The 25932-nt window shown below is 71.8% G+C and carries 22 protein-coding genes; 13 read left to right on the top strand and 9 right to left on the bottom strand.

Features of this window, described 5'->3' with window-relative positions:
• The first annotated feature begins 151 nt into the window (after positions 1–151).
• Positions 152–2323 carry a SpoIIE family protein phosphatase gene (locus F7R91_RS36290; RefSeq protein ID WP_150957271.1) on the top strand — a complete coding sequence of 724 codons (2172 nt, stop codon included), beginning with the start codon at positions 152–154 and terminating at the stop codon, positions 2321–2323.
• A 100-nt stretch (positions 2324–2423) separates the two neighbouring features.
• Here the strand turns inward: F7R91_RS36290 and F7R91_RS36285 are convergent, their stop codons facing one another.
• On the bottom strand, positions 2424–3797 hold the full coding sequence (locus tag F7R91_RS36285; RefSeq protein WP_150957204.1) for a S1 family peptidase: 1374 nt from the start codon (positions 3795–3797) through the stop codon (positions 2424–2426).
• A 185-nt stretch (positions 3798–3982) separates the two neighbouring features.
• Between F7R91_RS36285 and F7R91_RS36280 the strand changes: the two genes are divergently transcribed.
• From F7R91_RS36280 to F7R91_RS36260, 5 genes are all read left to right on the top strand, one after another.
• Positions 3983–4396 (top strand): PaaI family thioesterase, encoded by a 414-nt coding sequence (locus F7R91_RS36280; RefSeq protein ID WP_150957201.1) that lies wholly within the window; start codon positions 3983–3985, stop codon positions 4394–4396.
• A gap of 450 nt (positions 4397–4846) precedes the next feature.
• Positions 4847–5062, top strand: a complete 216-nt coding sequence (locus F7R91_RS36275; protein WP_150957198.1) for a type A2 lantipeptide — start codon at positions 4847–4849, stop codon at positions 5060–5062.
• An 89-nt stretch (positions 5063–5151) separates the two neighbouring features.
• Positions 5152–5958 (top strand): HlyD family efflux transporter periplasmic adaptor subunit, encoded by an 807-nt coding sequence (locus F7R91_RS36270; RefSeq protein WP_150957195.1) that lies wholly within the window; start codon positions 5152–5154, stop codon positions 5956–5958.
• Entirely contained in the window at positions 5955–8177 is a 2223-nt protein-coding gene (locus F7R91_RS36265; RefSeq protein ID WP_150957193.1) for an NHLP family bacteriocin export ABC transporter peptidase/permease/ATPase subunit, read from the top strand. The genes F7R91_RS36270 and F7R91_RS36265 overlap by 4 nt, the downstream gene beginning before the upstream one ends.
• A gap of 8 nt (positions 8178–8185) precedes the next feature.
• Complete coding sequence (locus F7R91_RS36260; protein WP_150957191.1) at positions 8186–11005, top strand: NHLP bacteriocin export ABC transporter permease/ATPase subunit; 2820 nt, start codon at positions 8186–8188, stop codon at positions 11003–11005.
• A 4-nt stretch (positions 11006–11009) separates the two neighbouring features.
• On the opposite strand, the gene F7R91_RS36255 is transcribed toward F7R91_RS36260, so the two are convergent.
• The 3 genes from F7R91_RS36255 to F7R91_RS36245 all read right to left on the bottom strand — a co-directional run bounded on the left by F7R91_RS36255 (position 11010) and on the right by F7R91_RS36245 (position 12571).
• Positions 11010–11543: an SRPBCC family protein gene (locus F7R91_RS36255; RefSeq protein WP_150957188.1), complete on the bottom strand. Its 534-nt coding sequence runs from the start codon at positions 11541–11543 to the stop codon at positions 11010–11012.
• Between the two features lie 92 nt (positions 11544–11635).
• Positions 11636–11932: a GYD domain-containing protein gene (locus tag F7R91_RS36250; protein WP_150957185.1), complete on the bottom strand. Its 297-nt coding sequence runs from the start codon at positions 11930–11932 to the stop codon at positions 11636–11638.
• Between the two features lie 114 nt (positions 11933–12046).
• On the bottom strand, positions 12047–12571 hold the full coding sequence (locus F7R91_RS36245; protein ID WP_150957182.1) for a hypothetical protein: 525 nt from the start codon (positions 12569–12571) through the stop codon (positions 12047–12049).
• 109 nt (positions 12572–12680) lie between these two features.
• Between F7R91_RS36245 and F7R91_RS36240 the strand changes: the two genes are divergently transcribed.
• Entirely contained in the window at positions 12681–13175 is a 495-nt protein-coding gene (locus F7R91_RS36240; protein ID WP_150957179.1) for a methyltransferase family protein, read from the top strand.
• Positions 13176–13216: 41 nt separating this feature from the next.
• Positions 13217–14236: a Ppx/GppA phosphatase family protein gene (locus F7R91_RS36235; RefSeq protein ID WP_150957176.1), complete on the top strand. Its 1020-nt coding sequence runs from the start codon at positions 13217–13219 to the stop codon at positions 14234–14236.
• Positions 14237–14375: 139 nt separating this feature from the next.
• On the opposite strand, the gene F7R91_RS36230 is transcribed toward F7R91_RS36235, so the two are convergent.
• Positions 14376–14810 (bottom strand): protease inhibitor, encoded by a 435-nt coding sequence (locus F7R91_RS36230; RefSeq protein WP_150957173.1) that lies wholly within the window; start codon positions 14808–14810, stop codon positions 14376–14378.
• A 322-nt stretch (positions 14811–15132) separates the two neighbouring features.
• Between F7R91_RS36230 and F7R91_RS36225 the strand changes: the two genes are divergently transcribed.
• From F7R91_RS36225 to F7R91_RS36215, 3 genes are all read left to right on the top strand, one after another.
• Positions 15133–15699 carry a hypothetical protein gene (locus F7R91_RS36225; RefSeq protein WP_150957170.1) on the top strand — a complete coding sequence of 189 codons (567 nt, stop codon included), beginning with the start codon at positions 15133–15135 and terminating at the stop codon, positions 15697–15699.
• A gap of 42 nt (positions 15700–15741) precedes the next feature.
• Positions 15742–16437: an alpha/beta fold hydrolase gene (locus F7R91_RS36220; protein WP_150957167.1), complete on the top strand. Its 696-nt coding sequence runs from the start codon at positions 15742–15744 to the stop codon at positions 16435–16437.
• 98 nt (positions 16438–16535) lie between these two features.
• Positions 16536–17708: a lactate 2-monooxygenase gene (locus tag F7R91_RS36215; RefSeq protein WP_150957164.1), complete on the top strand. Its 1173-nt coding sequence runs from the start codon at positions 16536–16538 to the stop codon at positions 17706–17708.
• A gap of 17 nt (positions 17709–17725) precedes the next feature.
• Here the strand turns inward: F7R91_RS36215 and F7R91_RS36210 are convergent, their stop codons facing one another.
• The 3 genes from F7R91_RS36210 to F7R91_RS36200 form a co-directional block, all read right to left on the bottom strand.
• Complete coding sequence (locus F7R91_RS36210; protein WP_150957162.1) at positions 17726–19351, bottom strand: RICIN domain-containing protein; 1626 nt, start codon at positions 19349–19351, stop codon at positions 17726–17728.
• 441 nt (positions 19352–19792) lie between these two features.
• The gene (locus F7R91_RS36205) at positions 19793–20170 is read right to left on the bottom strand and encodes a toxin Doc (protein ID WP_150957159.1); all 378 of its coding nucleotides are present in this window, start codon (positions 20168–20170) and stop codon (positions 19793–19795) included.
• Between the two features lie 3 nt (positions 20171–20173).
• Positions 20174–20419, bottom strand: coding sequence for a hypothetical protein (locus tag F7R91_RS36200; RefSeq protein ID WP_015655829.1), 246 nt, complete (start codon positions 20417–20419; stop codon positions 20174–20176).
• A gap of 274 nt (positions 20420–20693) precedes the next feature.
• Between F7R91_RS36200 and F7R91_RS36195 the strand changes: the two genes are divergently transcribed.
• Together F7R91_RS36195 and F7R91_RS36190 are read left to right on the top strand one after the other, a co-directional pair.
• Positions 20694–23081, top strand: a complete 2388-nt coding sequence (locus tag F7R91_RS36195) for a SpoIIE family protein phosphatase (protein WP_150957268.1) — start codon at positions 20694–20696, stop codon at positions 23079–23081.
• 87 nt (positions 23082–23168) lie between these two features.
• On the top strand, positions 23169–23810 hold the full coding sequence (locus tag F7R91_RS36190) for a DUF4232 domain-containing protein (RefSeq protein WP_150957156.1): 642 nt from the start codon (positions 23169–23171) through the stop codon (positions 23808–23810).
• A 37-nt stretch (positions 23811–23847) separates the two neighbouring features.
• Here F7R91_RS36190 and F7R91_RS36185 read toward each other — a convergent pair whose 3' ends face one another.
• Positions 23848–25650 carry a ricin-type beta-trefoil lectin domain protein gene (locus F7R91_RS36185; protein WP_225320991.1) on the bottom strand — a complete coding sequence of 601 codons (1803 nt, stop codon included), beginning with the start codon at positions 25648–25650 and terminating at the stop codon, positions 23848–23850.
• Positions 25651–25932: the final 282 nt, after the last annotated feature.

Raw genomic sequence — 25932 nt, 5'->3', positions numbered from 1 at the left:
GGGCGCGCGGGTACCCGGAGCACCTCATGGTGGCCCCCCTCCGGTACCCCTCCCGAGCCGGTTCCGTACGCTCCGCCGCTCTCGCCGTGCGCGAGGAGCCGCCAAGAGGGAGATTTGATGCTTGGAACCCGTCGCGCGGCCGTACGAGGAGGTGGTCGGCGTGTCCGACGGGCATACGTCCGGCGGACAGACGTCCGCCCAGGCCCCGGCAGCCGCCCGGACGCGGGTCGGCCGGCCGCTGCTGTCCCTGGCGCTGGCCTCGATGATGGACGAGGTCCACGCGCACTCGGGGGCGGTGTACCTGCTGGCGGCCGGCGAGCCCGTGCTGGAGATGGCCGTGATGGCCGGTCTGCCCCGTGCTTTCGCGGCGCCCTGGGAGCGGGTGGGGCTGAGCGCGCCGATCCCGGTGGCCGAGGCGGTGCGCGAGCGGCGGCTGATCTGGGTCGGCGGCGAGGAGGACATGGCGGCCCGCTATCCGCGGATCGCGGTCGTGCTGCCGTATCCCTTCGCGCTGGCCGCGCTGCCGGTCGCGACCGAGACCACGGCGTACGGCGCGATCTTCGTGACCTGGCCGGGTTCCCATCCCCCGGAGCTGTCGGACCGTGAGCGCGACCATCTCACCGCGGCCTGCGGCCGGCTCGCGAAGCGGCTGGAGCGGACGCTGGAGGAGAGCCGTCCGCTGCCGCCCGAGCCCGATCTCGTCGGCGGGTCGCCGCTGGGCGGCGCGGCCGGCACGCTCGGCACGGTGGAGGCGGCTCGGATGGTGGCGCGGCTGCCGTACGGGCTGTGCTCGCTCGATCTGCACGGCCGGATCAGCTTCGCCAACGCGGCGGCGGCCGAGCTGATCGGCGTCCCGGTCAGCAAGCTGCTCGGCACCCAGTTGTGGGCGTCGGTCCCCTGGCTCAACGACCCCGCCTACGAGGACCGCTACCGGGCCGCGCTGATCAGCCAGCACACCACGTCGTTCGTGGCGCTGCGCCCGCCCGGCGAGTGGCTGTCGTTCCGTCTGTATCCGAGCACCACCGGGCTCAGTGTGCGCATCAGCAGGGCCCGGGCCGTGGCGGAGATGAACCGGGCGGAGCCACAGCCTGGCGACTTCCGTCCCCGGCTGGTCACCATCACCCAGGTGCTGGGGCTGGCCGGCGCGCTCACCGAGGCGGTGACCGTGCAGGACGTGGTGCAGCTGGTCGCGGACGAGATCGTCCCGGCCGTCGGCAGCCAGGCGCTCGTCGTCCTCGGGTCACGGGCGGGCCGGCTGCATGTGCTGGGGCACCGCGGCTATCCGGACGCGCACACCGTGGAGCAGTTCGACGGACAGCCGCTGGCCGAACAGACCCCGGGCGCACAGGTCCTGACGACCGGGGTGCCCGCGTTCTTCGAATCCCGGCAGCAGTTGGAGCGTCTGTATCCGCTCCAGCAGACGACCCCGGACGGCTTCGCCGCCTGGGCCTATCTCCCGCTGATCGCCTCGGGCCGTCCGGTGGGCACCTGTGTGCTCGCCTACGCCGAGCCGCATGCCTTCCCCGCGGACGAACGGGCGGTGCTGACCAGCCTCGGCGGGCTGATCGCCCAGGCGCTGGAGCGGGCACTGCTCTACGACGCAAAGCACCAGGTGGCGCACGGTCTGCAGGAGGCCCTGCTGCCGCATTCGCTGCCCCGGCTGTCCGGCATCGACGCGGCCGCCCGCTATCTCCCGGCGACACAGGGGATGGACATCGGCGGTGACTTCTACGACCTGGTGCCCACCCACGGCGTGGCGGCCGCCGCGGTGATCGGGGACGTGCAGGGCCACAACGTGACCGCGGCGGGGCTGATGGGGCAGATCCGTACCGCCGTCCGCGCGTACACGACCGTCGGCCAGGCGCCCGGGGACGTCATGCGCAGCACCAACCGGCTGCTCATCGACCTCGGTTCGGACCGGTTCGCCAGCTGTCTGTATCTGCGGCTCGATCCGGCGCGCGGGAAGGCCGTGATGGCCCGGGCGGGTCATCCGCCGCCGTTGCTGAGACGCCCGGACGGCAAGGTCCGGGTGCTCGACCTGGCCGGCGGGCCGCTGCTCGGCATCGACGGTTCGGCGCCGTATCCGACGACGGACGTCGACCTCGCCCCCGGCTCTGTGCTCGCCCTCTACACCGACGGGCTGATCGAGGCGCCGGGGACCGACATCGAGGACGCCCTCGCCGACCTCGGGGAGTTGCTCAGCGAGGCCGGGCAGCTGCCGCTGGACGAGCTGGCCGACCATCTCGTCCGGCACAGCGTGGCCACGCGGGAGCGCCTCGACGACGTGGCACTTCTGCTGCTGCGGGCTCAGCCGGACGACTGACGCCGGCCACCGCCCCCGACACGCCGAGGTCCGGACCTCCCGCCGGAGGGCCGGACCTGACCGGGGTTCGGACCAAGGCCGAACCAGTCGTACCGTCGGGTCAGTGCGTCTGCGCCTGCCCGCCGTCGCCCGCTCCGGCTTCCTCGCCGGCCTGTTCACCGCCGACTGCGTCGCCGCCGACTTCCTGGCCGCCGCCTGCTTCCTGGCCGCCGCCTACTTCCTGACCGCCGGCCTGCTCGCCGCCCGCCTGCTCGCCGCCGACTCCCTGGCCGCCGCCCTGCTCGCCGCCCGCCTGGTCGCCTGCACCGCCACCGGCCTGGTCGCCAGCGCCACCGCCGGCCTGGTCGCCCGCGCCGCCATCGCCGAGTGTGGCGCCGACCGCCTCCAGGGCGGTGGTGACCGGCTGGAAGAAGGTCTCGCCGCCGGACGTGCAGTCGCCGCTGCCGCCCGAGGTCAGACCGATGGCGCTGCCGTCCTGGGTGAACAGCGAGCCGCCGCTGTCGCCGGGCTCGGCGCACACGTCGGTCTGGATGAGACCGGTGACGGTGCCCTCCGGGTAGTTCACCGTGGCGTCGAGCCCGAGGACCTGACCGTCGTTCAGGCCGGTGGTGCTGCCCATCCGGAAGACCTGCGCGCCGACCGTGGCCTCCGCGGCCTGGGCGATCTGGACGGTCTGGCCGTTGCCGACGTTGACCTCGCTCGGCGCCTGGGTGGCCGGGTCGTCGTACTTGACGAGCGCGAAGTCGCCCTCGCCGGGGAAGGTGGCCTGGTCGACGGTGGCGATCGGCTGGCCGTCCTGCGCGTCCGACCACTGCTCGGCGGCCACACCGCAGTGGCCGGCGGTGAGGAACGCGGGAGAGCCGTCGCCCGCGGTGACATTGAAGCCGAGGGAGCAGCGCGCGCCGCCGGCGAAGATGGCGTCACCGCCCGAGACGAAGGTCTTGAAGGTACCGGCGGACTTCTTGATGGTCGCCATGCCGGAACCGAGAGTGTCGACGGTCGACTCGAGCCGGTCCCACTTGGCGCCGGTGACCGTGCTGTCGGCGGTGACCAGGATCTTGTTCGTCTTCGGGTCGACCGCCCAGGCCGTGCCGGGGATGGTCGCCTTCGCCTTCAGGGTCTGCGCACCCGAGGCGAGTTCGGCGAGGCTGTTCTCGACCTCGCGGACCTTCGCGCCCGCCTTCTTCGCCTGGACGATCACATTGTTCTTGTCGCCCGGTATGACATTGACGACGAGCTGCTGGCTGTCGGCGTCGTAGTAGGAGCCCGCGAAGGCGTCGCCGAGCAGTTGCTGGAGCTGCGCGGCGAGGTCCGAGGCGTCCCCCGCCTTCATGGTCTTGGGGGCGGCGGCAGCGTCCGACGCGCCGTCCTGGGAGGCGTTGGCGTTCGGGAGCAACAGAGCGGCCGCTCCGAGCGCCGCCACACTGCCCGCCGCAATCGCGGCCTTGCGCTTCGGAATTCGCTTGTGACTCAAACTTCTCATCCTCCTGGGGGGACCGGAGTCTGGGCCGCCGTTCGGCAGCTGTTCGGGGCGCCTGGATGGCCATGGGTACGCAGGAGTCACGTGGGGCGTTCAATTCCGATGGCCAACTCGCTTGGCGAAACACCGAATCGGCCATTGCCGGGTCCGGCGGGCCGGCGCCGGGAAGAATCCCCCATATGACGATGACCACCGCCGAAGCCGACAAGATCCTCTCCGACAACTTCGCCCCCTGGGTGCTCGCCCTGGGCCTGACGGTCGAGGCCCTGGAGGACGACCGCGCGACGCTGCGACTTCCCTGGTCAGCGGCGCTGGCCCGGGAGGGCGGCGCACTGTCGGGGCAGGCTCTGATGGCCGCCGCCGACACCGCCACCGTGATCGCCGTGTCGGCCGCCCGGGGCGGCTACGGGCCGATGACGACCGTGCAGCAGTCCACGACCTTCCAGCGCGCGGTGACCCATTCGGATGTCCTGATCCAGTCGGTGATCACCAAACTCGGGCGGCGCATGGCGTTCGCGGACATCACGATGACCGACGAGGTGTCAGGTCATGTCGCGGCGCGGGCGAGCACCGTGTACGCACTGCTCGGCTGACACGGTCGGCAACCGGGCGGCTGCGGTCCGTGGCGAATACGGAGCGGAATCCCGGCTTCAGTGAATCTGCACATTCAATGCTCAACCAAGTCACCGGCGACGACGGATCTGCACATGCCTCGGGTGCCCGTCACTCCATTGGTGCGGAGTGCCGGATTCGCCGTCGCCACGGCAAGGGGTGGTACGGGCCGATGCGGTGCCGCATGTGAAGAACTCGACGCCGAGGCGTGCGCATGCCTGCACGGATCGGTACTCCTGGGGTTCAAGTTCCCTGGTGAGAGGGCTGGTTGATTGGAAGGGCGCGCTCACGGCGTGCTTTGATCCATCGCACCGCGGGGGCCGCGAAGGGCTTGTGGAAGTGGCGCCCGGCGCCTGCGGCCGCGGCCGTCGTCTGTCCCCAGAGGGGGCCGCTCCCCCTTATGAGATATCCATGTGAAGGGATGTTCCGTCATGAACTCCACCCCCCAGGTTGAGACCGTCGAGATCTCCGACGCCGAGCTCGACAACGTCTCCGGCGGTCTGCACCTGAACTCCGTCGGCACCGTCACCGGCCTGGTGGACGGCGTGGCCCCGGTTTCCGGCCTGGCCAACACGGCCGTCGGCACCGTCGAGGGTGTCACCGGCCTGAACACCGCCCCGGTCGCGGGCCTGGTCTCCGGTCTCTGATCGCACCGTGTGCCAGAAGTCCCGGGGCATTTCGGCTCCGGGGCTCCTGGCCGCCGTAGAAGATCTCCCCCACAGGTGAGGGAAGTTCCGTGCAGTTCCGCCAACAGGCCCTCGCCAAGCTCCAGTCGCCCGAAGAGCTCGACCTTCCGGTGCGCTTCGCCCGGCCCCGGGGCTGGCTGGTCCTCTGCGCAACGGTGGCCGTCATGGCGGCCGGGTCCGTCTGGGCCGTCACCGGCTCCGTCGCCTCCACCATCGGCGCGCCCGCCATCCTCACGCACGGGAGGGGCAGTTACGTCCTGCAGAGCCCCGTGGCGGGCCAGGTGACCGAGGTCCTCACCGAGGAGGGCCGGCGGCTGCCCGCGAACTCGCCCGTGCTCAAGGTCCGTACGGCCGAGGGCGAGACCGTGGTCCGCACGGTCGCCGCCGGCCGGGTCACCGCGCTCGCGGCGACCATCGGCCAGATCATCCGGACCGGCGCGGACGTCGCCGCCGTGGAGAAGGTCGCCCACGCCTCCGACCCGCTCTACGCGACGGTGTACGTCCCCGCCGAGAAGGCGGCGTCCGTGCCGGCGGACGCCGCCGTGGACCTGACCGTCCAGTCGGTGCCCGCCGAGGAGTACGGCGTGCTGCACGGCCATGTGACCTCGGTGGACCGCTCCGCGCAGTCCGCGCGGCAGATCGCCGCCTTCCTCGGCGACAGCCAGCTCGGCGAGCAGTTCACCCGGGACGGCCGGCCGGTGGCGGTCCTGGTGAAGCTGGACAGGTCGCCGGGCACGAAGAGCGGCTACGCGTGGTCGTCCGCGGACGGCCCGCCGTTCACCCTCACCTCCATGACCATGGCCACGGGCTCGATCCGGCTGCCCGGCCGGCGTCCCGTCGATTGGCTGCTGCCGTGAGTGCCGCACAGGACACCCGGGGCAGGCGCCGCGCCGCCCCGGCGAAGCGCCCGGTGCCCACGGGCCGGGTGAAGACCGTCCGCACACCGACCGTGCTCCAGATGGAGGCCGTCGAGTGCGGCGCCGCCTCCCTCGCGATGGTGCTCGGCCACTACGGCCGGCATGTCCCGCTGGAGGAGCTGCGTATCGCCTGCGGTGTCTCCCGGGACGGCTCGCGCGCCGGCAATCTGCTGAAGGCAGCCCGCAGTTACGGTCTGACGGCCAAGGGCATGCAGATGGACACGGCGGCCCTCGCCGGGGTCCGCACGCCCGCCGTGCTGTTCTGGGAGTTCAACCACTACGTCGTCTACGACGGCATGGGCCGCCGCTTCGGCCGCCGCGGCGTGTATGTCAACGACCCCGGCAAGGGCCGGCGTTTTGTGCCGATGGAGGACTTCGACGGCAGCTTCACCGGCGTCGTGCTGGTGATGGAGCCGGGCGAGGACTTCGAGAAGGGCGGCCGCAGGCCGGGCATTCTCGGTGCCATGCCGGCCCGGCTGCGCGGGACCGCGGGCACCATGCCCGCGGCGGTGCTGGCCAGTCTGCTGCTGGTGGCGGTCGGCGCGGCCGTGCCCGCGCTGAGCCGTACCTATATCGACATGTTCCTGATCAGGGGTCGGACCTCCCTGCTCGGTGTCCTGTTCGCGTCGATGGGGGCGTGCGTCCTGCTCACCCTCGTGCTGACCTGGCTGCAGCAGGCGAACCTGCTGCACGGCCGCCTCATCTCCTCCACGCTGTCCAGCGCGCGCTTCCTGCGCCATCTGCTGCGGCTGCCGGTCACGTTCTTCTCCCAGCGCAGCCCGGCCGATCTGGTCCAGCGCCTCCAGTCGAACGACGCCGTGGCCGAGACACTGGCCCGCGACCTGGCGGCGGCCGGGGTGGACGCCGTGGTCGTGGTGCTCTACGCGGCACTGCTGTTCACCTACGACCCCCAGCTCACCTGCCTCGGCATCGGCGTGGCCCTGCTGAATGTGATCGCCCTGCGGATCGTCGTACGGCTGCGCGCGACCCGTACGGCGAAGCTACGCGCCGACAGCGCCCGGCTGGCCAACACCGCATACACCGGGCTGCAGTTGATCGAGACGATGAAGGCGACCGGCGGTGAGGACGGCTACTTCCGCAAGTGGGCCGGACAGCACGCCACGACGCTGGAGGAGCAGCAGCGGCTCGGCGTGCCCGGCGCCTGGCTGGGTGTGGTCGCGCCGACGCTCGCGACGCTCAACAGCGCGCTCATCCTCTGGATCGGCGGGCTGCGGGCGGTGGAGGGCGGCATCTCGGTCGGCCTGCTGGTCGCCTTCCAGGCGCTGGTCACCCGCTTCACCGCCCCGATCACCCGGCTCAACGGCGTGGCGGGCCGTATCCAGGACTTCGCCGCCGACGTGGCCCGGCTGAAGGACGTGGAGAACTTCCGGGCCGACCCGCTCCACGGCCGGCCAGGCGCGGGCGCCTCCGCACATCGGCTGCACGGCCATGTCGAGCTGGAGAACATCACCTTCGGCTACAACCCGCTCGACAAGCCGCTGCTGACGGGCTTCGGCCTGACCGTCGGGCCCGGGCAGCAGGTCGCCCTGGTCGGCGGCTCCGGCAGCGGCAAGTCCACGGTCTCCCGGCTGATTTCGGGCCTCTACGCCCCGTGGGACGGGGTGATCCGCATCGACGGCCGGCGGCTGGAGGACATCCCGCGCGGCGCGCTCGCGGCCTCCGTCTCCTTCGTCGACCAGGACGTGTTCCTCTTCGAGGGCTCGGTCCGCGACAACGTGGCGCTGTGGGATCCGTCGATCCCGGACGACGCGGTGGTCGACGCGCTGCGGGACGCGGCGCTGTACGACGTGGTCATGCGCCGCCCCGGCGGCATCCACAGCCGGGTGGAGCAGGACGGCCGCAACTTCTCCGGTGGGCAGCGCCAACGCCTGGAGATCGCCCGGGCGTTGGTGCGCGGGCCCAGCATCCTGGTGCTGGACGAGGTGACGAGCGCACTGGACGCCGAGACCGAACTGACCGTCATGGACAATCTGCGCAGGCGCGGCTGCGCCTGTGTGGTGATCGCGCACCGGCTCAGCACCGTCCGCGACAGCGACGAGATCGTCGTACTCCAGCACGGCACGATCGTGGAGCGCGGCCGGCACGAGGAACTGATGGCCCACGGGGGCGCGTACGCAGCGCTGGTCAGGGAGCGGTGAGCGGCCGGATGACGACCGTCGGCGAAGGCGATCTCGTGCTCGGTGCGCTGGGGTCGACGGGCACGCCCGTCGACTGTTCCGGATTCAACCGGCTCGACCTGGAGGGCCCGCAGGTACTGTGGCTGGTCGCGGCGGGCGCCATGGACCTGTTCGCGGTCGACGCCGGGCAGCAGGGCCACTGGCACCACCTCGGCCGGCTGGAGGCGGGCTCGCTGCTGCTCGGTCCGGTCGCGGGCCCCCAGCACACCCTTGTCGCCCGCCCTCTCAGGGACTGCGTGGTGCACCGCATCGGGCTGCGCGAGCTGTACCAGCCCGCCGGCACGCAGAGCTGGTCGTACGACGAGTACGGCAACCCCCAGTACGTACCCCCCACGACGAGCCCCCTGGAGTACGCGCTCGCGCTCGGCGTCGGCCGCAGTCTGTCGATCCTCTTCCAGGCCCCGATGGCCACCGAGCAGGCCGCCGCCGCGCTCACCGACGACGATGTGTTCTGGATGCAGGTGCCGCCGGGCAGCGTGCAGTACGGCTCGCTGTACGGCGCGGAGGCGGCGGCCGACCTGCTGATGGACCCGGCCGTCTGGCAGAGCATGGTCGACCAGCAGTACCGGCTGCTGACCACGCTGGACCGCTGGATCGAGCAGGTCGAGCGCACCCACGAGACCCGGACGGCCGCCGGAATCAAGGCCGGTGAGGCGGTGCGTGCCCAGGCCGACCGGACGCTGCTCGCGTCCATCGGCACGCAGTCGGCCAGGCCCACGACGGCCGCCGACGCGGACGCCTCCTACGCGGCCTGCAGGCTGGTCGCCCGGGCAGCCGGGATCACGCTCGCCGAGCCCGGGCACAGCAGCGCCGGCAGCGACCGCCTGGACCCCGTCGAGCGGGTCGCCCTCGCCTCCCGCGTCCGCACCAGGACCGTACGGCTGGACGGCCGCTGGTGGCGGGAGAACATCGGTCCCCTGGTCGGTCACCGGGCCCTGTCCGGGGCTCCGGTGGCACTGCTGTGGCGGCGCGGCGGATATGTGGCGGTGCACCCGGCGACCGGACGTGAGACGCCGGTCGAGAAGGCCAACGCGGAGGAGTTCGAGCCGCGCGCGGTGATGTTCTACCGCCCGCTTCCCGAGCGGCGGCTCGGTCCGCTCGGGCTGCTGAGGTTCAGCACCCGGGGCATGGCCGGTGATCTGACGAACCTTCTGATCAGCGGTCTGGTCACGGTGGCGATCGGCGCGCTGGTGCCGATCGCCACGGGCAAGGTGCTCGGCGAGTATGTGCCGAAGGCCGAGCAGGGGCTGATCACGCAGGTCGGTCTGGCCGTGATGATCAGCAGTGTGGTGGCGGCGGCGTTCATGCTGCTGCAGAATCTGACGATCCTGCGGCTGGAGGGCCGGATCGAGGCCACGCTCCAGCCGACCGTCTGGGACAGGCTGTTGAGGCTGCCGACGACGTTCTTCACCCAGCGGTCCACGGGCGAGCTGGCGAGCGCGGCGATGGGCATCAGCTCGATCCGCCGGCTGCTGGCGGGAGTCGGGCCGGTGGTCGCCCAGTCGGTGACCGTGGGAGCGATGAACCTCGGGCTGCTGCTGTGGTACAGCGTGCCGATGGCGCTCGCGGCGACCGGCCTGCTCGTCGTGATCGCCGCGCTGTTCCTGGGCCTCGGGCTGTGGCAGGTGCGCGGGCAGCGACGTCTGGTGGTGCTCGGCAACAAGCTGAACAACCAGGCGTTCCAGACGCTGCGCGGGCTGCCGAAGCTGCGAGTGGCGGCGGCCGAGAACTACGCCTACGCGGCGTGGGCGTCACAGTTCGCGCGCAGCCGTGAGCTCCAGCAGAAGGTGGGCCGCGTCAAGAATCTGACGACGGTCCTGGGCGCGGTGTACCTCCCGGTGTGCACCCTGCTGATGTTCATGCTGCTCGCGGGCCCGGCGCGCGGGACGATGTCGGCGGCCGCGTTCCTCACCTTCAACACCTCGGTCACGATGCTCCTGACCTCGGTCACCCAGCTGACCGGCGCCTTCGTGTCGGCGGTGGCCGCGCTGCCGCTGTTCGAGGAGATCGAGCCGGTGCTGGCGGCGACGCCCGAGGTGCGCACCGGGAGCACCCGGCCCGGTCCGCTGTCCGGGGCGGTCGAGGCGCGCCGGCTGTCGTTCCGGTACGCGGACGACGGTCCGCTGGTCCTCGACGACGTCTCGTTCGAGGTGGGGCCCGGCGAGTTCGTGGCGATCGTCGGCCCCAGCGGCTGCGGGAAGTCGACCCTGCTCAGACTGCTGATCGGCTTCGACCGGCCGGTCTCGGGCAGCGTCCTGTACGACGGTCAGGACCTGGCCGCCCTCGACCATTCGGCGGTGCGGCGGCAGTGCGGGGTGGTGCTCCAGCACGCGCAGCCGTTCACCGGCTCCCTCCTGGACGTCATCCGCGGCACCGAACCCTGCACGCCGGAGGAGGCGATGGCGGCGGCGGAGATGGCGGGGCTCGCCGAGGACATCCGGCGGATGCCGATGGGGCTGCACACGATCGTGTCGGGCAGCGGCGCGGTCTCCGGCGGGCAGCGCCAACGTCTCATGATCGCCCAGGCGTTGATCCGCCGCCCGCGCATCCTCTTCTTCGACGAGGCGACCAGCGCGCTGGACAACGACACCCAGCGCACGGTCATCGAGAGCACCCGCAAGCTCAGCGCCACGCGCATCGTCATCGCGCACCGCCTTTCGACGGTGCTGGACGCCGACCGCGTCATCGTGATGGAGAACGGCAGGATCGCCCAGCAGGGCCCGCCCGCGCGGCTGCTCGCGGACACGGGCGGGCGGCTGCACGAGCTGGTGCGGCGCCAGTTGGCGTGACACCTCAGGCGTCGTCGAGGCCCGGGACGGGCGCGCCGGAGGGGACACTGGCGGCGACGTAACCGTCGTAGAACTCCTGCCAGGGAGCCCCGGCTCCGGCGTGCGGGCCCTCGAAGCGCTCGCCGCGTGCCAACGCGTCGAGTGCGGCGAGGCACACCTCCCAGCCGGCGGCGGTGCGGGCGGCGGTGTTCTCGGCCTCGAGAACGTTGGTGAGGGTGAAGCGGGTGCGCTGCTCGTCGACCGCTTCGAGATCGAAGTGCAGTTCGTCGCCGCCCCAGGCGAAGGACAGGTGCCGGGGCGCGTCCACCGCGAGGACCCGGCCGGTCGACTCCGGCATGTCGGGGTCGCCGCTGAACCGGATCGAGCCGCCGGGGCGCAGGTCGACGTCGGCGCGGGACGGGAACCAGTGGACCAGTTCCCCGGGGTCGGTGACGAACCGCCAGACACGGTCGATCGGATGGTCGTGGATACGGCTGAACCGGACGGCGGGGCGGCCGTCGTCCAGGGTCAGACAGGTACCGGTGAGGTCGGCGGACATGGTGGATCAGTCCCGCGGTACGGGGCGAGCCGGGCGACGACGTCGGCGATCGTGCTCGGCCTGCCTGACATCCGCACCCATGCCTGGAGCCATCAGCCGGCGGCCTTGGCGATGATGCGATCGATCTCCTCCCGGCCGAAGGCTCGCAAGGTCGTGCTCCGGACGTTGCCCGCCCCGCCGAGTTGCAGGAGCGCCGCGGTGGCGGTTTCGTCGTCGGGCGCCTCGACAACGGCCACGAGGTCGTACGAACCGACGGTCCAGTAGAGGTTCGAGAGCGTCACCCCGAGGTTCTGCGCCGCTGCGGCGAAGGCCTCCGCACGCTGTGCGGTGTCCTTGTACTGCCGGATCCCTTGATCGGTCCAATTCAGCAACGTGACATACGTCGGCATGGTCTTTCGCTTTCATCAGGGAACGGATCGCAAGGTCAATCCTGGGCACGGCTGACGAAACCTGCACAAGGTGTGCACCCGAACGAGCAACGGAGCACATCGATCCCCGCATTGCTAGGGCACTTCTCTCTCCAAGGTGTAAGTGCTGCGCGAGTCCGGGTCGCCGAAGATGAAGTAGAGCCTGAGCGTTTCCTTGTCGTCGCGCTCCAACTCGAACGTCCATGTGTAGGTGTCGGGTGCCTGAGATCCGTCCGCAGGCGGGCCGAGACGCTCGCCGGGCTCCGGCGCACGAGCCGCCACCCCGGTGCGTGAGATGAGGGTCAGCCGGACATGCTGACCGTCGTTCCACCCGGTCCGCCGGTCGGTCAGCTTCCAGGTTCCCGTCCCCGACAGGCGCCACCTGTCGTCGAAGTCCCACTCCTGCCCGTCCAGGAGACGGATGTCGGCCCTCCCGTCAGGCCGGAGGACGACGTGCGTCCGGTCGTGGCCGAGCCATGACCCCGATACCTCTGCCGGCTTCGCGTCATGCAGCGCGGGCACTTCGTCGTACATATGCGGGTTGCATCCCGCGAGCGCGAGCAGACAGGCGACGAACACCGCATACCGTCCTGAGGCAAGGCCGGACGAGTGGGTCGGCACGGCTTTCCCCTCGATTCCATCGCTCGGCGATCACGCCCCGTCATGCCGACACCCTTTCTGAACATGTTCAACTCTTGTGCCGGGTCGCACGGTCCTGCATGGTGGCGGTGTGCGCAAGTCGTCGGCGGCCCTCGGCACGCTGCTGTTCCTCGTGCTCGCTCCCGGCACCGTGGTCGTAATGCTGCCGTGGTGGCTGACCGGGTGGCGGGGCGGTGACTGGTGGCTGCCCTTGCGGCTGCTGGGGCTGGTGCCTCTGGCGGCCGGCGCGGCGGTCCTGCTGACCGCCTACGTACGGTTCGTGGTGGAGGGTCTGGGCACCCCGGCGCCGGTGGCGCCCCCCGAACACCTTGTGGTGGGCGGCCTGTACCGGCATGTGCGCAACCCGATGTATCTGGCGGTGGTGGCCGCGATCGCGGGCCAGGGCCTGCTGCTCGCCCGGCCGGTCCTGTTCGTGTACGGCGGGTGCGCCTGGTTGCTCATGGCGGGGTTCGCGAAGTGGTACGAGGAGCCCGTCCTGACCCGCAGGTTCGGCGCCGAGTACGAGCGTTACCGGCGTGCGGTGCCGGGCTGGTGGCCGCGGCTCACGCCGTGGCACCCGGAGTGAGTCCCTGTTGGGACGTCCCGCGAGCGGGTACTCACCGGTCCATGCGAATCAGCGTGGTGGACGTGGGGTCGAACACGGTCAGACTCGTGGTGGCGGACGCGAAAGGCGGTGTGCCCCTGCCGGTGCACACCGCCAAGTGGCGTCTGAGGCTGTCGGCTGAGGTGCGGCCCGGGGAACCGGTACCCGAGCAGGCCGTGGAACGGCTCGTGGACGCGGTCGACGAGGCGAGCAGGACCGCGGCCCGGTGGGGAGCGGCCGGCCCCTTGGCCTTCGCGACCGCCGTCGTGCGCAGCGCCCCGAACCGTCAGGAGGTGCTGCGCACCGTCCGGACCCGGACCGGGGTCATGCTGTGCACCGTGCCGGGCGAGGTCGAGGCCGAGCTCACGTTTCTCGGGGCCCGGCGCTGGATGGGCTGGCGCTCGGGACCGCTCGCCCTGCTGGACATCGGTGGCGGCTCGCTCGAAGTGGCCTTCGGACGCGGCCGGTTACCGGACTTCGTGGCCTCACTGCCGCTCGGTGCGAGCCGGCTCACCCACGAGTTCTTCGAGGGCCAGGACCCGCCGCCGCCCGATGTGATACGAGCACTGCGCCGCAAGGTCCGCCACCAGCTGCGCGATGTGGCGGCGCGGATCCGCTGGGAGGGGCCCCTTACGGCGGTGGCCACCTCACGCACCTTCCAGCAGCTGGGGCGGCTGTGCGGTGCCCCGCCCGGACGGCACGGCCCGTTCACGGAGCGGCGGTTGCACCGCTCGGACCTGGGTGAGGCGATCGTCCGGCTGGCCGCCCTCCCCGCCACCGAGCGGGCCCTGCTGCCCGGCATCTCCGCACCACGTGCCGCGCAGAGCCTGGCCGGCGCGGTGGTCGGACACACCGCGATGAAACTGACCGGCCTCGAAACGGTCACGATCTGCCCCTGGGCGATCCGCGAGGGCGTTCTGCTGCGCCATATCGAGGACGGTCCCTCCTGGTGGGCGGAGATCAACCGCCGCAACGAGGAGCCCGGCCTTCGCGATCCGGTGCCCCTGCGCATCGCGACGACGAGTGCGACGGCCAGGAGCTGAACAGTGAACCGGGGTACCGGCGGGCGGCCCCACTCCGCCCGCCGGCCCCCGGTGCGAGATCGCACGGACCCGTGACATGGGCTCGCACTCCCCATCTGCGGCCTCATCATGTTCACGGGGGCCACGCGATCCCGGCTCCTCAGAACGCGAAGACGCTCACTCCGAAGGAGGTCTTCACGCACTCGTTGGCGAAGGTGCGCTCATAGGAGACACGCTGGCCCCGCCAGACACCGTCCACGGTGACGACCACGGGGTTGTACTCCTTGGTGCACATCACGTCGTCCCTGACGTCCAGGGCATTGAAGTCCCCGTCGGCAAGCCGCAGTTCGGCGCAGGCCTGGGCCGGGGCAGGGTGGGTGCCGGAGGCCGTGGGCGCGCAGCTCAGGGTGACCGCCCGTTCGGGGGTGGTGAGGGCCGCGCTCTCGCCGTGGCCCGTGGTGAGCACCAGGGCCGACGGGGCGTAGAGCGAAGCCGGTGCGGCGGCGGGGGCGGCGAGGGTGGCCCCGGTGAGGGGTCCGCAGATGGTGGCGGCCGTGAGGCCGAGGGTCGCTGCCCAGCGCGCGGTGTTCCGCATTGTGTGCATCCTTCCGCTGATCGAGGTGTGCCGCGTCCGGCCGGGTTGTGCCCGGGAGCGGCGACCGCGAGTCTGCCGAGTCCGCCGCCGAAACACACATCGACCCCGTGGGTTTCAGTAACCTTGCGTATTGAATCAGTGGCGTGAAGTTACGGACTCCGAACGCTCCAACCCCGAAACCTGGCGGTTCTTGATCGGTCCAACCGGCCAAATGGCTGATTCGCCCCTCCTCGTTAATAGTCCTGAAACATTCCGCTTCTGCCATGAGCGGACTCCTCTGCGACCCCTTGTGTTCATGTTCGAGCCGAGTAATCGTGATTACATGATTACTACAGAGCAACGAGAGAAGCTGCGCGGCTGGTTCGCCGGCCGACTGCCCGACGACCTCTTCGAGTCCCTGACCGAGGTCACGGTCGACCGCGAGGAGATCACCGTGATCGGCCGCATCCCCGAACCCCGGCTGGCCGAGGACGCCACGGCCGCCGAGCGGGAGGCCGCGGTGCAGGGCCGGGTCCAGGAGTTCCGGGAACGCACCCGGGAGGCCCGGATCGCGGTGGCCCGCGAGGCCGAGCACCGGTTCGGCCGGAAGGTCTCCTGGGGCGTGGAGTGCGGCGGGCAGCGCGCGCTGTTCACCCATGTGGCCGCGCCCGTCATGACCCGGCTGCGCCAGCCCGAGCGCCAGGTCCTCGACACCCTCATCGCGGGCGGGGTCGCCCGCAGCCGCAGCGACGCCCTCGCCTGGTGTGTCCGCCTGGTCCAGCGGCATACCGACGACTGGCTCACCGAACTGCGGGACTCACTGGAACACGTCCAGCGCGTACGGGCGCAGGGACCCGACACCGAGACGGAGCAGGCGCCGTCGGACGAGGAGAACCCTGGGCAGGAATGACGACGACCCCGGACTGTCAGTCCCCTCCGCTACGTTGCGGGCATGACTCGATTCGTACTCGTGGCAGGGGCGTGGCTGGGAGCTTGGGCATGGGACGAGGTGGCGGCCGAGCTGCGCACGGCCGGGCACGACGTCCATCCGCTCACGTTGTCCGGCCTGGCCGAGAAGCAGGGGGTGCCCGCCGGGCAGCAGACGCATGTGCAGGACATCGTCGACGAGGTCGAGCGGCTGGATCTGCGGGACGTCGTCCTGGTCGGCCACAGTTACTCCGGCATCCCGGTCGGACAGGCCGCCGAGCGGATCGGCGACCGGCTCACCCGCGTGGTGTTCGTGGACGCCGGCGTACCGGTGGACGGTGAGTCGTTCCTCGCGGGCTGGCCGAGCGACCAGGTCAGACGGTCGATGGACGAGAACGACGGCTTCTGGCCGCCGCTGTCCGCGGACGGCTACGCCGGCCAGGGGCTGACGGACGAACAGATCGCCCGGATCGTCGACGGGTCCACCCCGCACCCCGGCGCCTCGCTGACCGAACCGGCGATCGTGGCGCGCAGGCTCGGCGAGCTTCCGGCGACGTACATCAAGTGCCTTCTGGACGGCGACGAGCCCTCGGGGGCGGCGGCCCAGCTCCTCAAGGGCGAGCGGTGGGAGCTGGTCACGATGGACACCGGCCACTGGCCGATGTTCTCCCAGCCGCGTGAACTGGCCCGGACACTCCACGAGTCGGTCGCCAGAACCTGATTCCCGGGTCTCCGTCCCCGGGGCTGCCGAGACCCGCGCGTACTCGCCAGTATGGTCGGGCTGCAGCGCGTTCTCAGCGACGAGAGGCGGACACACCCATGGGCAAGCACTGGGCGGACTTCCAGTACGAGATCTATCTGAACGGGATGACGGGCACGGTCCCCCGGCTGCCCACCGACCTGACCCGGCTGGAAGAGCTGACCGCGCAGCGGCTCGGACCCGGCCCGGTCGGCTATGTGGCGGGCAGCGCGGGCGACGGCGGTACGGCCCGCGCCAACCGGGCCGCCCTGGAGCGCCGGCGGATCGTGCCGCGCATGCTGCGGGACGTCCACGCACGCGATCTGTCGGTCGAGGTGCTGGGCCGCGCCCTGCCCGCCCCGCTGGCGCTGGCGCCGGTCGGCGTGCTGTCCCTCATGCATCCGGACGCCGAGCCGGCCGCCGCACGGGCCGCGGCGGCGCAGGGCGTGCCGTACATCCTGTCGTCCGCGTCCAGTACGCCCATGGAGCAGGTCGCCGAGGCGATGGGGGACGCCGAGCGCTGGTTCCAGCTGTACTGGCCCAAGGACCCCGAAGTGGCCCGGAGTTTCCTGGGCCGGGCGAGGGCGGCCGGGTTCACCGTTTTGGTCGTCACGCTGGACACACCGCTGCTGTCCTGGCGGCCGCGCGACCTCGACCAGGCGTATCTGCCGTTCCTGCACGGTGTGGGGACCGCCAACTACTTCTCCGATCCTGCCTTCCGGGCGGGCCTGGCCAAGCCCGTGCACGAGGATCCCGACGCGGCCGTGATGCACTTCGTCGGCATGTTCGCCGACCCCGCCAAGACCTGGCCGGACCTGGCGTTCCTGCGGGAGAACTGGGACGGCCCGATCGTGGTGAAGGGCGTCCTGCACCCGGACGACGCCCGCCTCGCCGCCGACGCCGGGATGGACGGGGTGGTGGTGTCCAACCATGGCGGCCGCCAGGTGGCCGGTGCGGTCGCGGCGGCCGACGCGCTCCCCCGGGTGGCCGAGGCCGTCGGTGACCGGCTGACGGTCCTGTTCGACAGCGGCGTACGCACCGGGGACGACGTCTTCAAGGCGCTCGCGCTGGGGGCGCGGGCGGTGCTCGTCGGACGCCCCTACGTGTACGGCCTCGGCCTCGACGGGCAAGCGGGCGTCGAGCATGTGATCCGCTGCCTGCTCGCCGAACTCGACCTCACCCTCGCCCTGTCCGGCCACGCCACCCCGGCCACCGTCAGCGCGACCGACCTCGTCGAGGAATCCTCCGGGTGATGATGCCGGTCTTTCGTCTAGGTCCGCCCGGCCCGTTCGGTGAGGTCGATCGTGCGGGCGGGCGGTGTGTCCGTCTCCTCGTCCGACAGGGCGCTCGGGCTGGCCGGCACGGAGTCGGTCAGCCAGCGCTGGTCTCGTGAGCCGTCGCGGACCTTGACGACGATGTCAGCACCTGGGGAACGGTTGGTGGAGGTGAGCGCGAGCTGGTCCTGCCAGCGGGGCAGCAACTCGGCCTGCACGGTGAGGTCGTAGCGCACCTGGTCCGCCCGCTTCGACTTCGGGGAGGCGCATCCGCCGAGGACCACCACGCCGGCGTCGCGGTACGAGTCCAGGCACAGATCGGGGTCGGCCGCGCTGCGCAGCAGTCCGCCGGACTCGTACGCCCACTGCTGGGTCGCGGCCGACGAACAGGCCGCGAGCTCGGTTCCGGCGCCGGACTCGACCGTGCCGCGGATGTCGAGGCACAGGTCGGCGGCGGCGTTGCGGAGCCTGGTCCGCCCGGGCGCGGTGGGGAGTTGGGCGGTGCCCGGCGGTGCGGAGGACACGGCAGGCGGGAGCGGGGAGCCGCTGCCACCGGTCGTGCTGGTGGAGACGGCCGGGTCGGCGCCGTCGCCGGGTGACAGCAGGCCGGCGACGAGCACGGTCGCGAGCAGCCCGGCGGAGGCCAGGCCGGCCCCGGTGAGCAGCGCCCGCGAGGACCGCAGGGCCGGCGGGATCGTACGGCCGGGCAGGGGCCCCCTCGGCGCGAGGCGACGGCGTCCCCGGCCGTGGCCGTGGCGTGCGGAGTGGCGCGTACGCAGCCCCTCCTGGGGACGGTTTCGGCGTGCGTCGAGATAGGGGCCGGCGCTCTCGCCGAGCACCGCCTCGGCGATCAGCTCGCCGAGTCCGCCCTCGAAATGGCTCAGTTGTTCGGCGGCATATCGGCAGTAGGGGCACTTGTCGAGATGCTGTTGCACATCGGGCAACAGGGCCCCGCCCCGGCGAATGGGGATGTCGAGGAGACGGTTGTAGAAGCGGCAATCCTTGGTCGGTGCGAGTTCCCGGTGGGCATGTACACAACCTTCGCGGAATTTCTCACGCGCTTGTTCGAGTGTGACCGAGGCGGTGTCGGTCTGCATGCCCACAAGGGCGGCGGGGACGGCGAGCGGTTCCACCTCGACCTCGGTGTGCCAGAGCAGACACCGGGCAAGTCCGGGAAGCGACTGAAATGACCGTTCGGCCAGCCTGCGATTTTCGGGCGTCGGAGACACGGCCGAGCGCACACCGCGGCCGCGCGCCGGTTTCTCCATACCCGGCAGAACCTCGGCTGTTCGCTCCCGGGCGGACCACTCCGCGATCGTGTCCCGCACGGCCACCAGGAGACGGGGACGCAGCGCGAGGGCCGGTTCCCCGAGCGCCAGGCGGGCGAGGACCTGGTGGAAGGCGGCCGCGGTGACCATGGAGGCAAGGCTCGCCGGGGCGGTGAGGGAGACGACCGCGTAGGCGTGGACCGGCTGCCAGTGGCGGGCCATCAGCAGAGCGACGGAATGAGCGGCCTCGCCCTCAGCGCGGCCTCTCAGCCGGGCGGCGAGGTTCTCGTCGGATTCTCCGGGAACCCCTCCCTGCGGAGAGTAAGGAGGGTGAGGGGGGTGGGGGGTGGGCACTGAACGGATTCCTTTCCCACACGCATGGGATACGCAGGGAGCACGAATTTCACCAACGCCCCTTCGGCCCGGTTCCCCACGGGACGAATGCGACCCGGCTGTTACCCCCCGCACGGGTGAGTTCACCCTTGCACAGGGGACTGACGGCCAACAAGGCACTTGAGCAACATCAGCCCCATTGAAAGAAAGTCAGGTGCGGCGACAACTCACGCCACCCGTATGGACTTTCGACTTTCCATGCGCCCCGTGTGAAACACACGCACGCGCCGGAGCGCCACGCACGCTCCCGGCGCGCGGCAGGCAGTAGTCCACTGGAACCGGCCCTTCTCGGAGGCCACGCGCGGGACGGCGGCTCTCCCGCGCGCAACGGGCCGCCGACCCCGATCATCCCGCCCTCGGTCGGCGGCCCCGGGGGCGGGGCGGCAGCCGCCCCGGCGGATCTCAGATCTGCCAGGAACGCAGCCGGTCGGCGGCCCCGTAGATGTCCGACTTGCCGGAGATCAGGTCGCGGGCCAGGTCGACGAGCGCACCGTAGGGCGGGTCGATACCGGCGCCGCTGACGAACATGTAGGCCACGGCGGTCGCGCACGCGAAGCGGGCGTTCGCGGAGGGCAGGGGCTTGAGCAGCGTGAGCGTGTGCAGCAGGGCCGCGGCCCGCCAGGCCGGGTCGGAGTCCACGCCGAGCCGGGGCGGGTCGACACGGTGCCGGGCGACGGCGGCCACCAGCGCCGAGAAGTCGTTGATCGTGGGCTGGTCCGGCAGGACTTCCTCATGACGCTGGAGCAGCCAGGGCACGTCGATATGGATGACGGGTGCCATCGGTCAGGCGGCCCGCCCCTCGCCCTTGGCCGGCGGTTCGTCGTCGGGGAAGGCGGCAGCGAACTCGTCGGCGTGGGACGAGAAGAAGCGGCGGAACGCCTCAGCGCCCTCCTGAAGGGCCCGGTGCCGGGCTATGTCGGCCGCGGCCGCCTCACGTACGAGGGCCTTCATCGAGGTACCGCGCTCCTTGGCGATCTGCCGCAGGTCCTCTAGCTCGCGGTCGCTGAACTCCACGTTGAGAGCTGGCATGTTCCTCACGGTACCGCGCGGGTACTTACTCGTAAATATCCCCAGGTCAAGTGCGATCTTCGACGGTACCGAGGAGTCGGATCACCTGGTCGTGCGCACGGCCTTCGGGCCTCACCAAGTGGGCACTGCGCAGGGCGATTTCCCCCTTGGCCCCGGGTCCGGCGCCGGGCCCCGCGCCCCGGGGGTTCACCGTCCGCGCCACAGTGCCACGCACTAGGCTGGCACCGGAGTGACGCACCTGTTCACGGTGCGTGCGCGCATGGGAGTGGCGACGATGAGCCCGGTGTACCCGTTCGACGATGCCGCAACGGCACGGGCTGTCATCGAGGACGACGGCACTCTCGCCGAGTGGAACGCCGGGGCCGAGCGGCTGCTGGGCTGGTCGGCCGCCGATGTCGTGGGCCGTCCCGCCGCGCACCTGCTGGCCGGCGAGGGATGGGACGGGGACGGCGTTCCCGAGGGGCCCCGCTGGGACGGCATCCTCACCCTGCGTCACGCCGACGGTGGCACGGTGTCCGTATGGCTGCTCGCCCACCGCAAACCGCCCGAGGACGGCAACCCCGGCCACTGGTTCCTGGTCACTCCGCTGGAGGGCGACGGCCCCCACTCCCCCGACGACCCGCTGGAGAGGGCCCAGCTCGTCCAGTCCCCCTGTGCCCTCGCCATCTACGACGAGCGGCTTCGGCTGCGCCGGATGAACGAGGCCATGGCCGAGCTGCTCGGGCTGCCGGAGGAGCGAGTGCGGGGGCTGCGGGTGCCCGAGCTGAGCGGCCGGCCGCAGAGCACGGACATCGAACGGCATCTGCGGAGAGTGCTCACCACGGGCCGGGGCCATGACGTACGGACGTATCTGCCGATCGGCGACGACGGCCGTACCGCCGCCTGGCTGGCCCGTATGGCGCCGATCACCGACTCGGCGGGGCGGGTGCGGGGCGTGTGCGTCACCGCCCATGACTTCACCGATCAGTACCGGGCGCGCGAGCGGCTCCAGATCGTCAACGAGGCGAGCGTCCGCATCGGCACCACCCTCGACGTCGGCACCACGGCACAGGAGCTCGCGGACGTCTGCGTCCCCGCCCTCGCCGACTTCGTCAGCGTCGATCTGCTGGACCCTCCGGAACCGGGCGGGGAGCCCCGTACCGGACCCCTGACCTCCCCGGTCGGCCTCCGCCGGGCCGCCCACCGGTCCGTCACCCCCGGCCACCACGAGGCCGTGGTCGAGCCCGGTCACGTGGACGTCTATCCCGCCTCGTCGCCCCAGGCCGACTCGCTGCTGGCGGGCCACACGATCGTGGCGTCATTGGCCACCGACGACCTCGCCGACTGGCTGTCCTGGGACAAGGCGCGCACCGAACGGGTCGGGGAGTACGGCATCCACTCCACGATGTCCGTGCCGATCCAGGCCCGCGGACTGACCCTCGGGGTGGCCGTCCTCACCCGGTACCGGCGCCCCGACCCCTTCACTCCGGACGACGTGCTGCTGGCCGAGGAGGTCACGGCCCGGGCGGCCGTCTGCATCGACAACGCCCGCCGCTACTCCCGGGAGCGGGAGACGGCCCTCGCCCTGCAGCGCAGTCTGCTGCCCAGGTCGCTGCCGCGCACGGCCGCGGTGGAGGCGGCCTCGCGCTATCTTCCGGCGGCGCAGGCCGGAGTGGGCGGCGACTGGTTCGATGTGATCCCCCTGTCCGGGATGCGGGTCGCGATGGTCGTCGGGGACGTCGTCGGCCACGGCGTCCAGGCCTCGGCGACCATGGGCCGGCTGCGCACCGCCGTGCGCACCCTCGCCGACATCGACCTCGCCCCCGACGAACTGCTCACCCACCTCGACGACCTGGTCGTACGGCTGTCCGTGGAGACCGGCAACGAGGGCAGGCCCGGCGAGGTCGGCGCCACTTGTCTGTACGCCGTGTACGACCCGGTGTCCAGGCGGTGCACGCTGGCCCGGGCCGGGCATCCCCCGCCCGTGATGCTCCGGCCGGGAGGGCGGCCGGAGCAGGTCGATCTGCCCGGCGGGCCGCCGCTGGGCCTGGGCGGGCTGCCCTTCGAGTCCGCCGAGCTCGAACTGCCCGAGGGCACCCTGCTCTCCCTGTACACCGACGGGCTGATCGAGAGCCGGGACCGGGACGTCGACGCCAGCCACGCGCTGCTCTGCGACGCCCTCGGTGCCGCCTCCCACTCGTTGGAGGAGACCTGCGACCGTGTGCTGCACGCCCTGCTCCCGCAGGGCGGGGTGGCCGACGACGTGGCGCTGCTGCTGGCCCGTACCCGGGGACTGCCTCCGTCACAGGTGGCGACCTGGCACATCCCGGCCGACCCGGCACTCGTCGCCCCGATCCGCAAGCAGGTCGTCGAACAGCTCGCCACCTGGGGGCTGAGCGAGGCGTCGTTCACCGCCGAGCTGGTGGTCAGCGAGCTGGTCACGAACGCCATCCGGTACGGCGCGCACCCCATCCGGCTGCGGCTCATCCATGACGCGACCACCCTGATCTGCGAGGTGTCCGACACCAGCCACACGGCTCCGCATCTGCGCCGCGCCAAGACCTGGGACGAGGGCGGGCGCGGACTGCTGCTGGTCGCCCAGCTCACCCAGCGCTGGGGCAGCCGGCACACCGCCGACGGCAAGACCATCTGGGCGGAGATCGGTCTCCTCGAAGAGGAGTGAGCCCGGGCCGGACCCCAGGGGCCCGGGGCAGACCCCACGGCACGCAGGCGCCGGTAACCGACGCGCGCGACGGGGCATCAGTCCCCCATGGCGAAAACGTCCCAGCACCTTCCCGCCCGACGTCACCCCCACCTTCACGCCCGACGTCACCCCGCGGTCCTGCTCGCGGGCGCGGCAGCGGTGCTCGGCCTGCTGACCGGCTGCGGCAGCGAAAGCGGCAGCGGCGCCGGCGGCGTCAGCAGCGGCGGCGACTTTGCGAGCACTCCGCCGACACCGACGCGCCCGGCAACGCCCGCACCGGCCACTGAGCGCCCCACCCACTGCCACACCTCCGACCTGCGCGCCTCGGTCGGCCGCAACAACCCGGGGGCCGGGCAGTGGAACTTCCCGATCGTGCTGACCAACGCGTCCGCCCGGACGTGCACCGTGCGCGGCTATCCGGGCGCTGCCTTCCTCGACGCGTCCGGCGAGCAGTTGGGGCCGGACCCGAAGCGGTCCGAGGGAACGCCCACGACCGTCACGCTGGCACCCGGCACCAGCGCGTGGGCGGGGCTGTCGTACTCCAACCCTGAGGTCAGCGGTGCTCGTGCCGCCACCCCTGCAGCGCTGCTGGTGACGCCCCCCAACGAGCGGGACGCGCTCAAGGTGAAGTGGACCGGCGGACAGGTGCCGGTGGCGGGCAACGCCTCGTCGTTCCTGACGGTGTTCGCCGCCGGCACCGGCGCCTGACCCCAGGGCACGGGCCCCAGGGCACAGGGGTACCGGGTCAGCGGTGGCCGCCGCCCCGGCCGCCGGAGCCGTAGGGCCAGTCCGACCGGCCGTTCCCCGAGCAGAAGTAGCCGTAAGGGGAGCAGGTGTCGTCCGTCGGGTACGAACTCGTCGGTGTCGGTGAGGACTTCCGGGTCGACGGGGTCGCGGTGGGCGTCGGCGTCGGGTCCTGTGAGACCTGGGGAGCGGTCGTGGCCACGGGGGTCGGCGAGGTGGCGTGCCAATTGACGGCCGCCATCTGGGGGTCGGCCTTCGAGATGTCGAACGTCCAGCGCTGAGCCGGATCCGCGGCACGGTTCTTCAGGACCAGCGCGCCGGCTCCGTCGGTGGCGGCGGGGGCCAGGGTCAGGTCCTGGTCCCAGCGCGGCACCAGGGCGCCCTGAAGCGTGAAGTCGTAACGGACGTACCTGGAGTCCTGGGACGGGCCCGTGCACGGGGCGAGGCGCACCGAGTAGCCGAGGTGGGAGTCCAGGCACAGACCGGGGTCCGCGACGCTGCGCAGCAGTCCGTCCGTCTCGTACACCCACTGCTGGCCCGGCGCCGAGGAGCACTTGGCGAGCCGCGTGCCCGCACCCTTGACGGCCTTGTCGCCGACGGTGGCGACGCACAGCCCGGAGGCGACGTTGCGCAGGCGCCCCTCTACGTCGCCCTCCTTGGCGTCGTCGGTGCCGGCCCAGGACGGGTCGTCGGTGGAGGGGCCCGCGCCGGAGCCGGGGGCGTCGGAGGGCCGGCCGCCCCCGGGCTGCTCGGTGCCGCTCTCGGTGCCGAGCGCGGACCACAGGACCAGCGGGAGCACGATCAGTCCGCTCACGGTGAGCGCGGCCGCGGCGACGTTGCGGCGGCGGGCGGCGGCGCGCCGGGCGGCCTTCTGCGCCGACCGGCGGGAGCCGGGGCGCGGGCCGGCCGGCACGGTCGGGAACGCCTCGCCCACGAAGGCCGGCCGTGCCTGCTCGGCCTCGACTGCGTCGGCGTCGGGGCGTGCCGCCCTGGCTTCCACGTAGTCCCGCGCGCCCCAGCCGAGCACCGCCTCGGCCAGTGCGATGCCGAGGAACCCGTTGAACTGGTTCAGCTGGTCGGCGGTGTCCCGGCAGTGCCTGCAGCGGTCGAGGTGGGCGCGCAGGTCCGGGTCGATGGCGACGCCGCCGCGCCGGTAGGTCACGTCCAGCATCCGCAGATAGCGCCCGCACTCCTGCTCGGGGGCGAGTTCTCGGTGGACCTGCAGACACTCCTCGCGCAGCCGCTCGCGGGCCCGCCCCAGTTCGACGCGTGCGTCCTCCACCTCCAGGCCCAGCAGCACGGCGTGTACCGCGAGCGGTTCGGCCTCGACCTCGCTGTGCCACAGCAGGCAGCGCGCCGACTGGGGCAGCCGCTGGAACGCCCCGGACAGCAGCCGCCGGTCGGGCGGCGGCAGCAGACGGGCCGCCCATCGCTCGCCGCTGTGGGAGCGCAGGTCCGGGTGGAGCAGTTCCCGCCGGTGGTCGCCGTCCCATTCCGCGGCGATGCGCCGCACGGTGACGAGCAGTTGGGGCCGCCACGCGGCCGTCGGGCCGTTGTGCCGCAGCGACTCGCCGAAGAGCCGGGTGAAGGCCGCGGTGGTGAGGATGCCCGCGGGGCGGGGGCCGTCGGTGCACAGCCGGGCGTAGGCGAAGGCCGCTCCCCAGTGACGGTCGAGGAGTTCACCGACCGGATGCACCGCAGGTGCCGTCCCCGTCCGCTTCATGAGCTGGGCGCTCAGCTGCTCGTCCGTGGCGTCGAACGGGCGACCGGCAGCCGGGGAATTCGACAGGCCTGCGTCGTTCACGGCGCCATTCCTCCCGAGGGCACACTGCACAAAGTCCATACCAGGGGTATGCGAGCCCGTCGCTCGACGGCTCTTTCGAAGCGCGGGGAAACCATGTCCGTGCGCCGACAGGGCACACCTTTGCACAGGTCAGCGAGGCGGAACAAGTGATCGCACGGTTTTCCGCAGTGCGCGCGGGCCGAGGATATTCGACGAGGTGTCAATAGGGGCTCGCGAGGTGAATGCCGCCGTATCGACCCGGTATTCGGGAGCCCTATTCATGTGGTTCTGACCAGCGGGGCG

This window comes from Streptomyces luteolifulvus, assembly GCF_008806595.1.
Classification (GTDB): domain Bacteria; phylum Actinomycetota; class Actinomycetes; order Streptomycetales; family Streptomycetaceae; genus Streptomyces; species Streptomyces luteolifulvus.
Note: the sequence above shows the minus strand (reverse complement) of the source record. Positions and strands in the feature narration are given on the sequence as shown.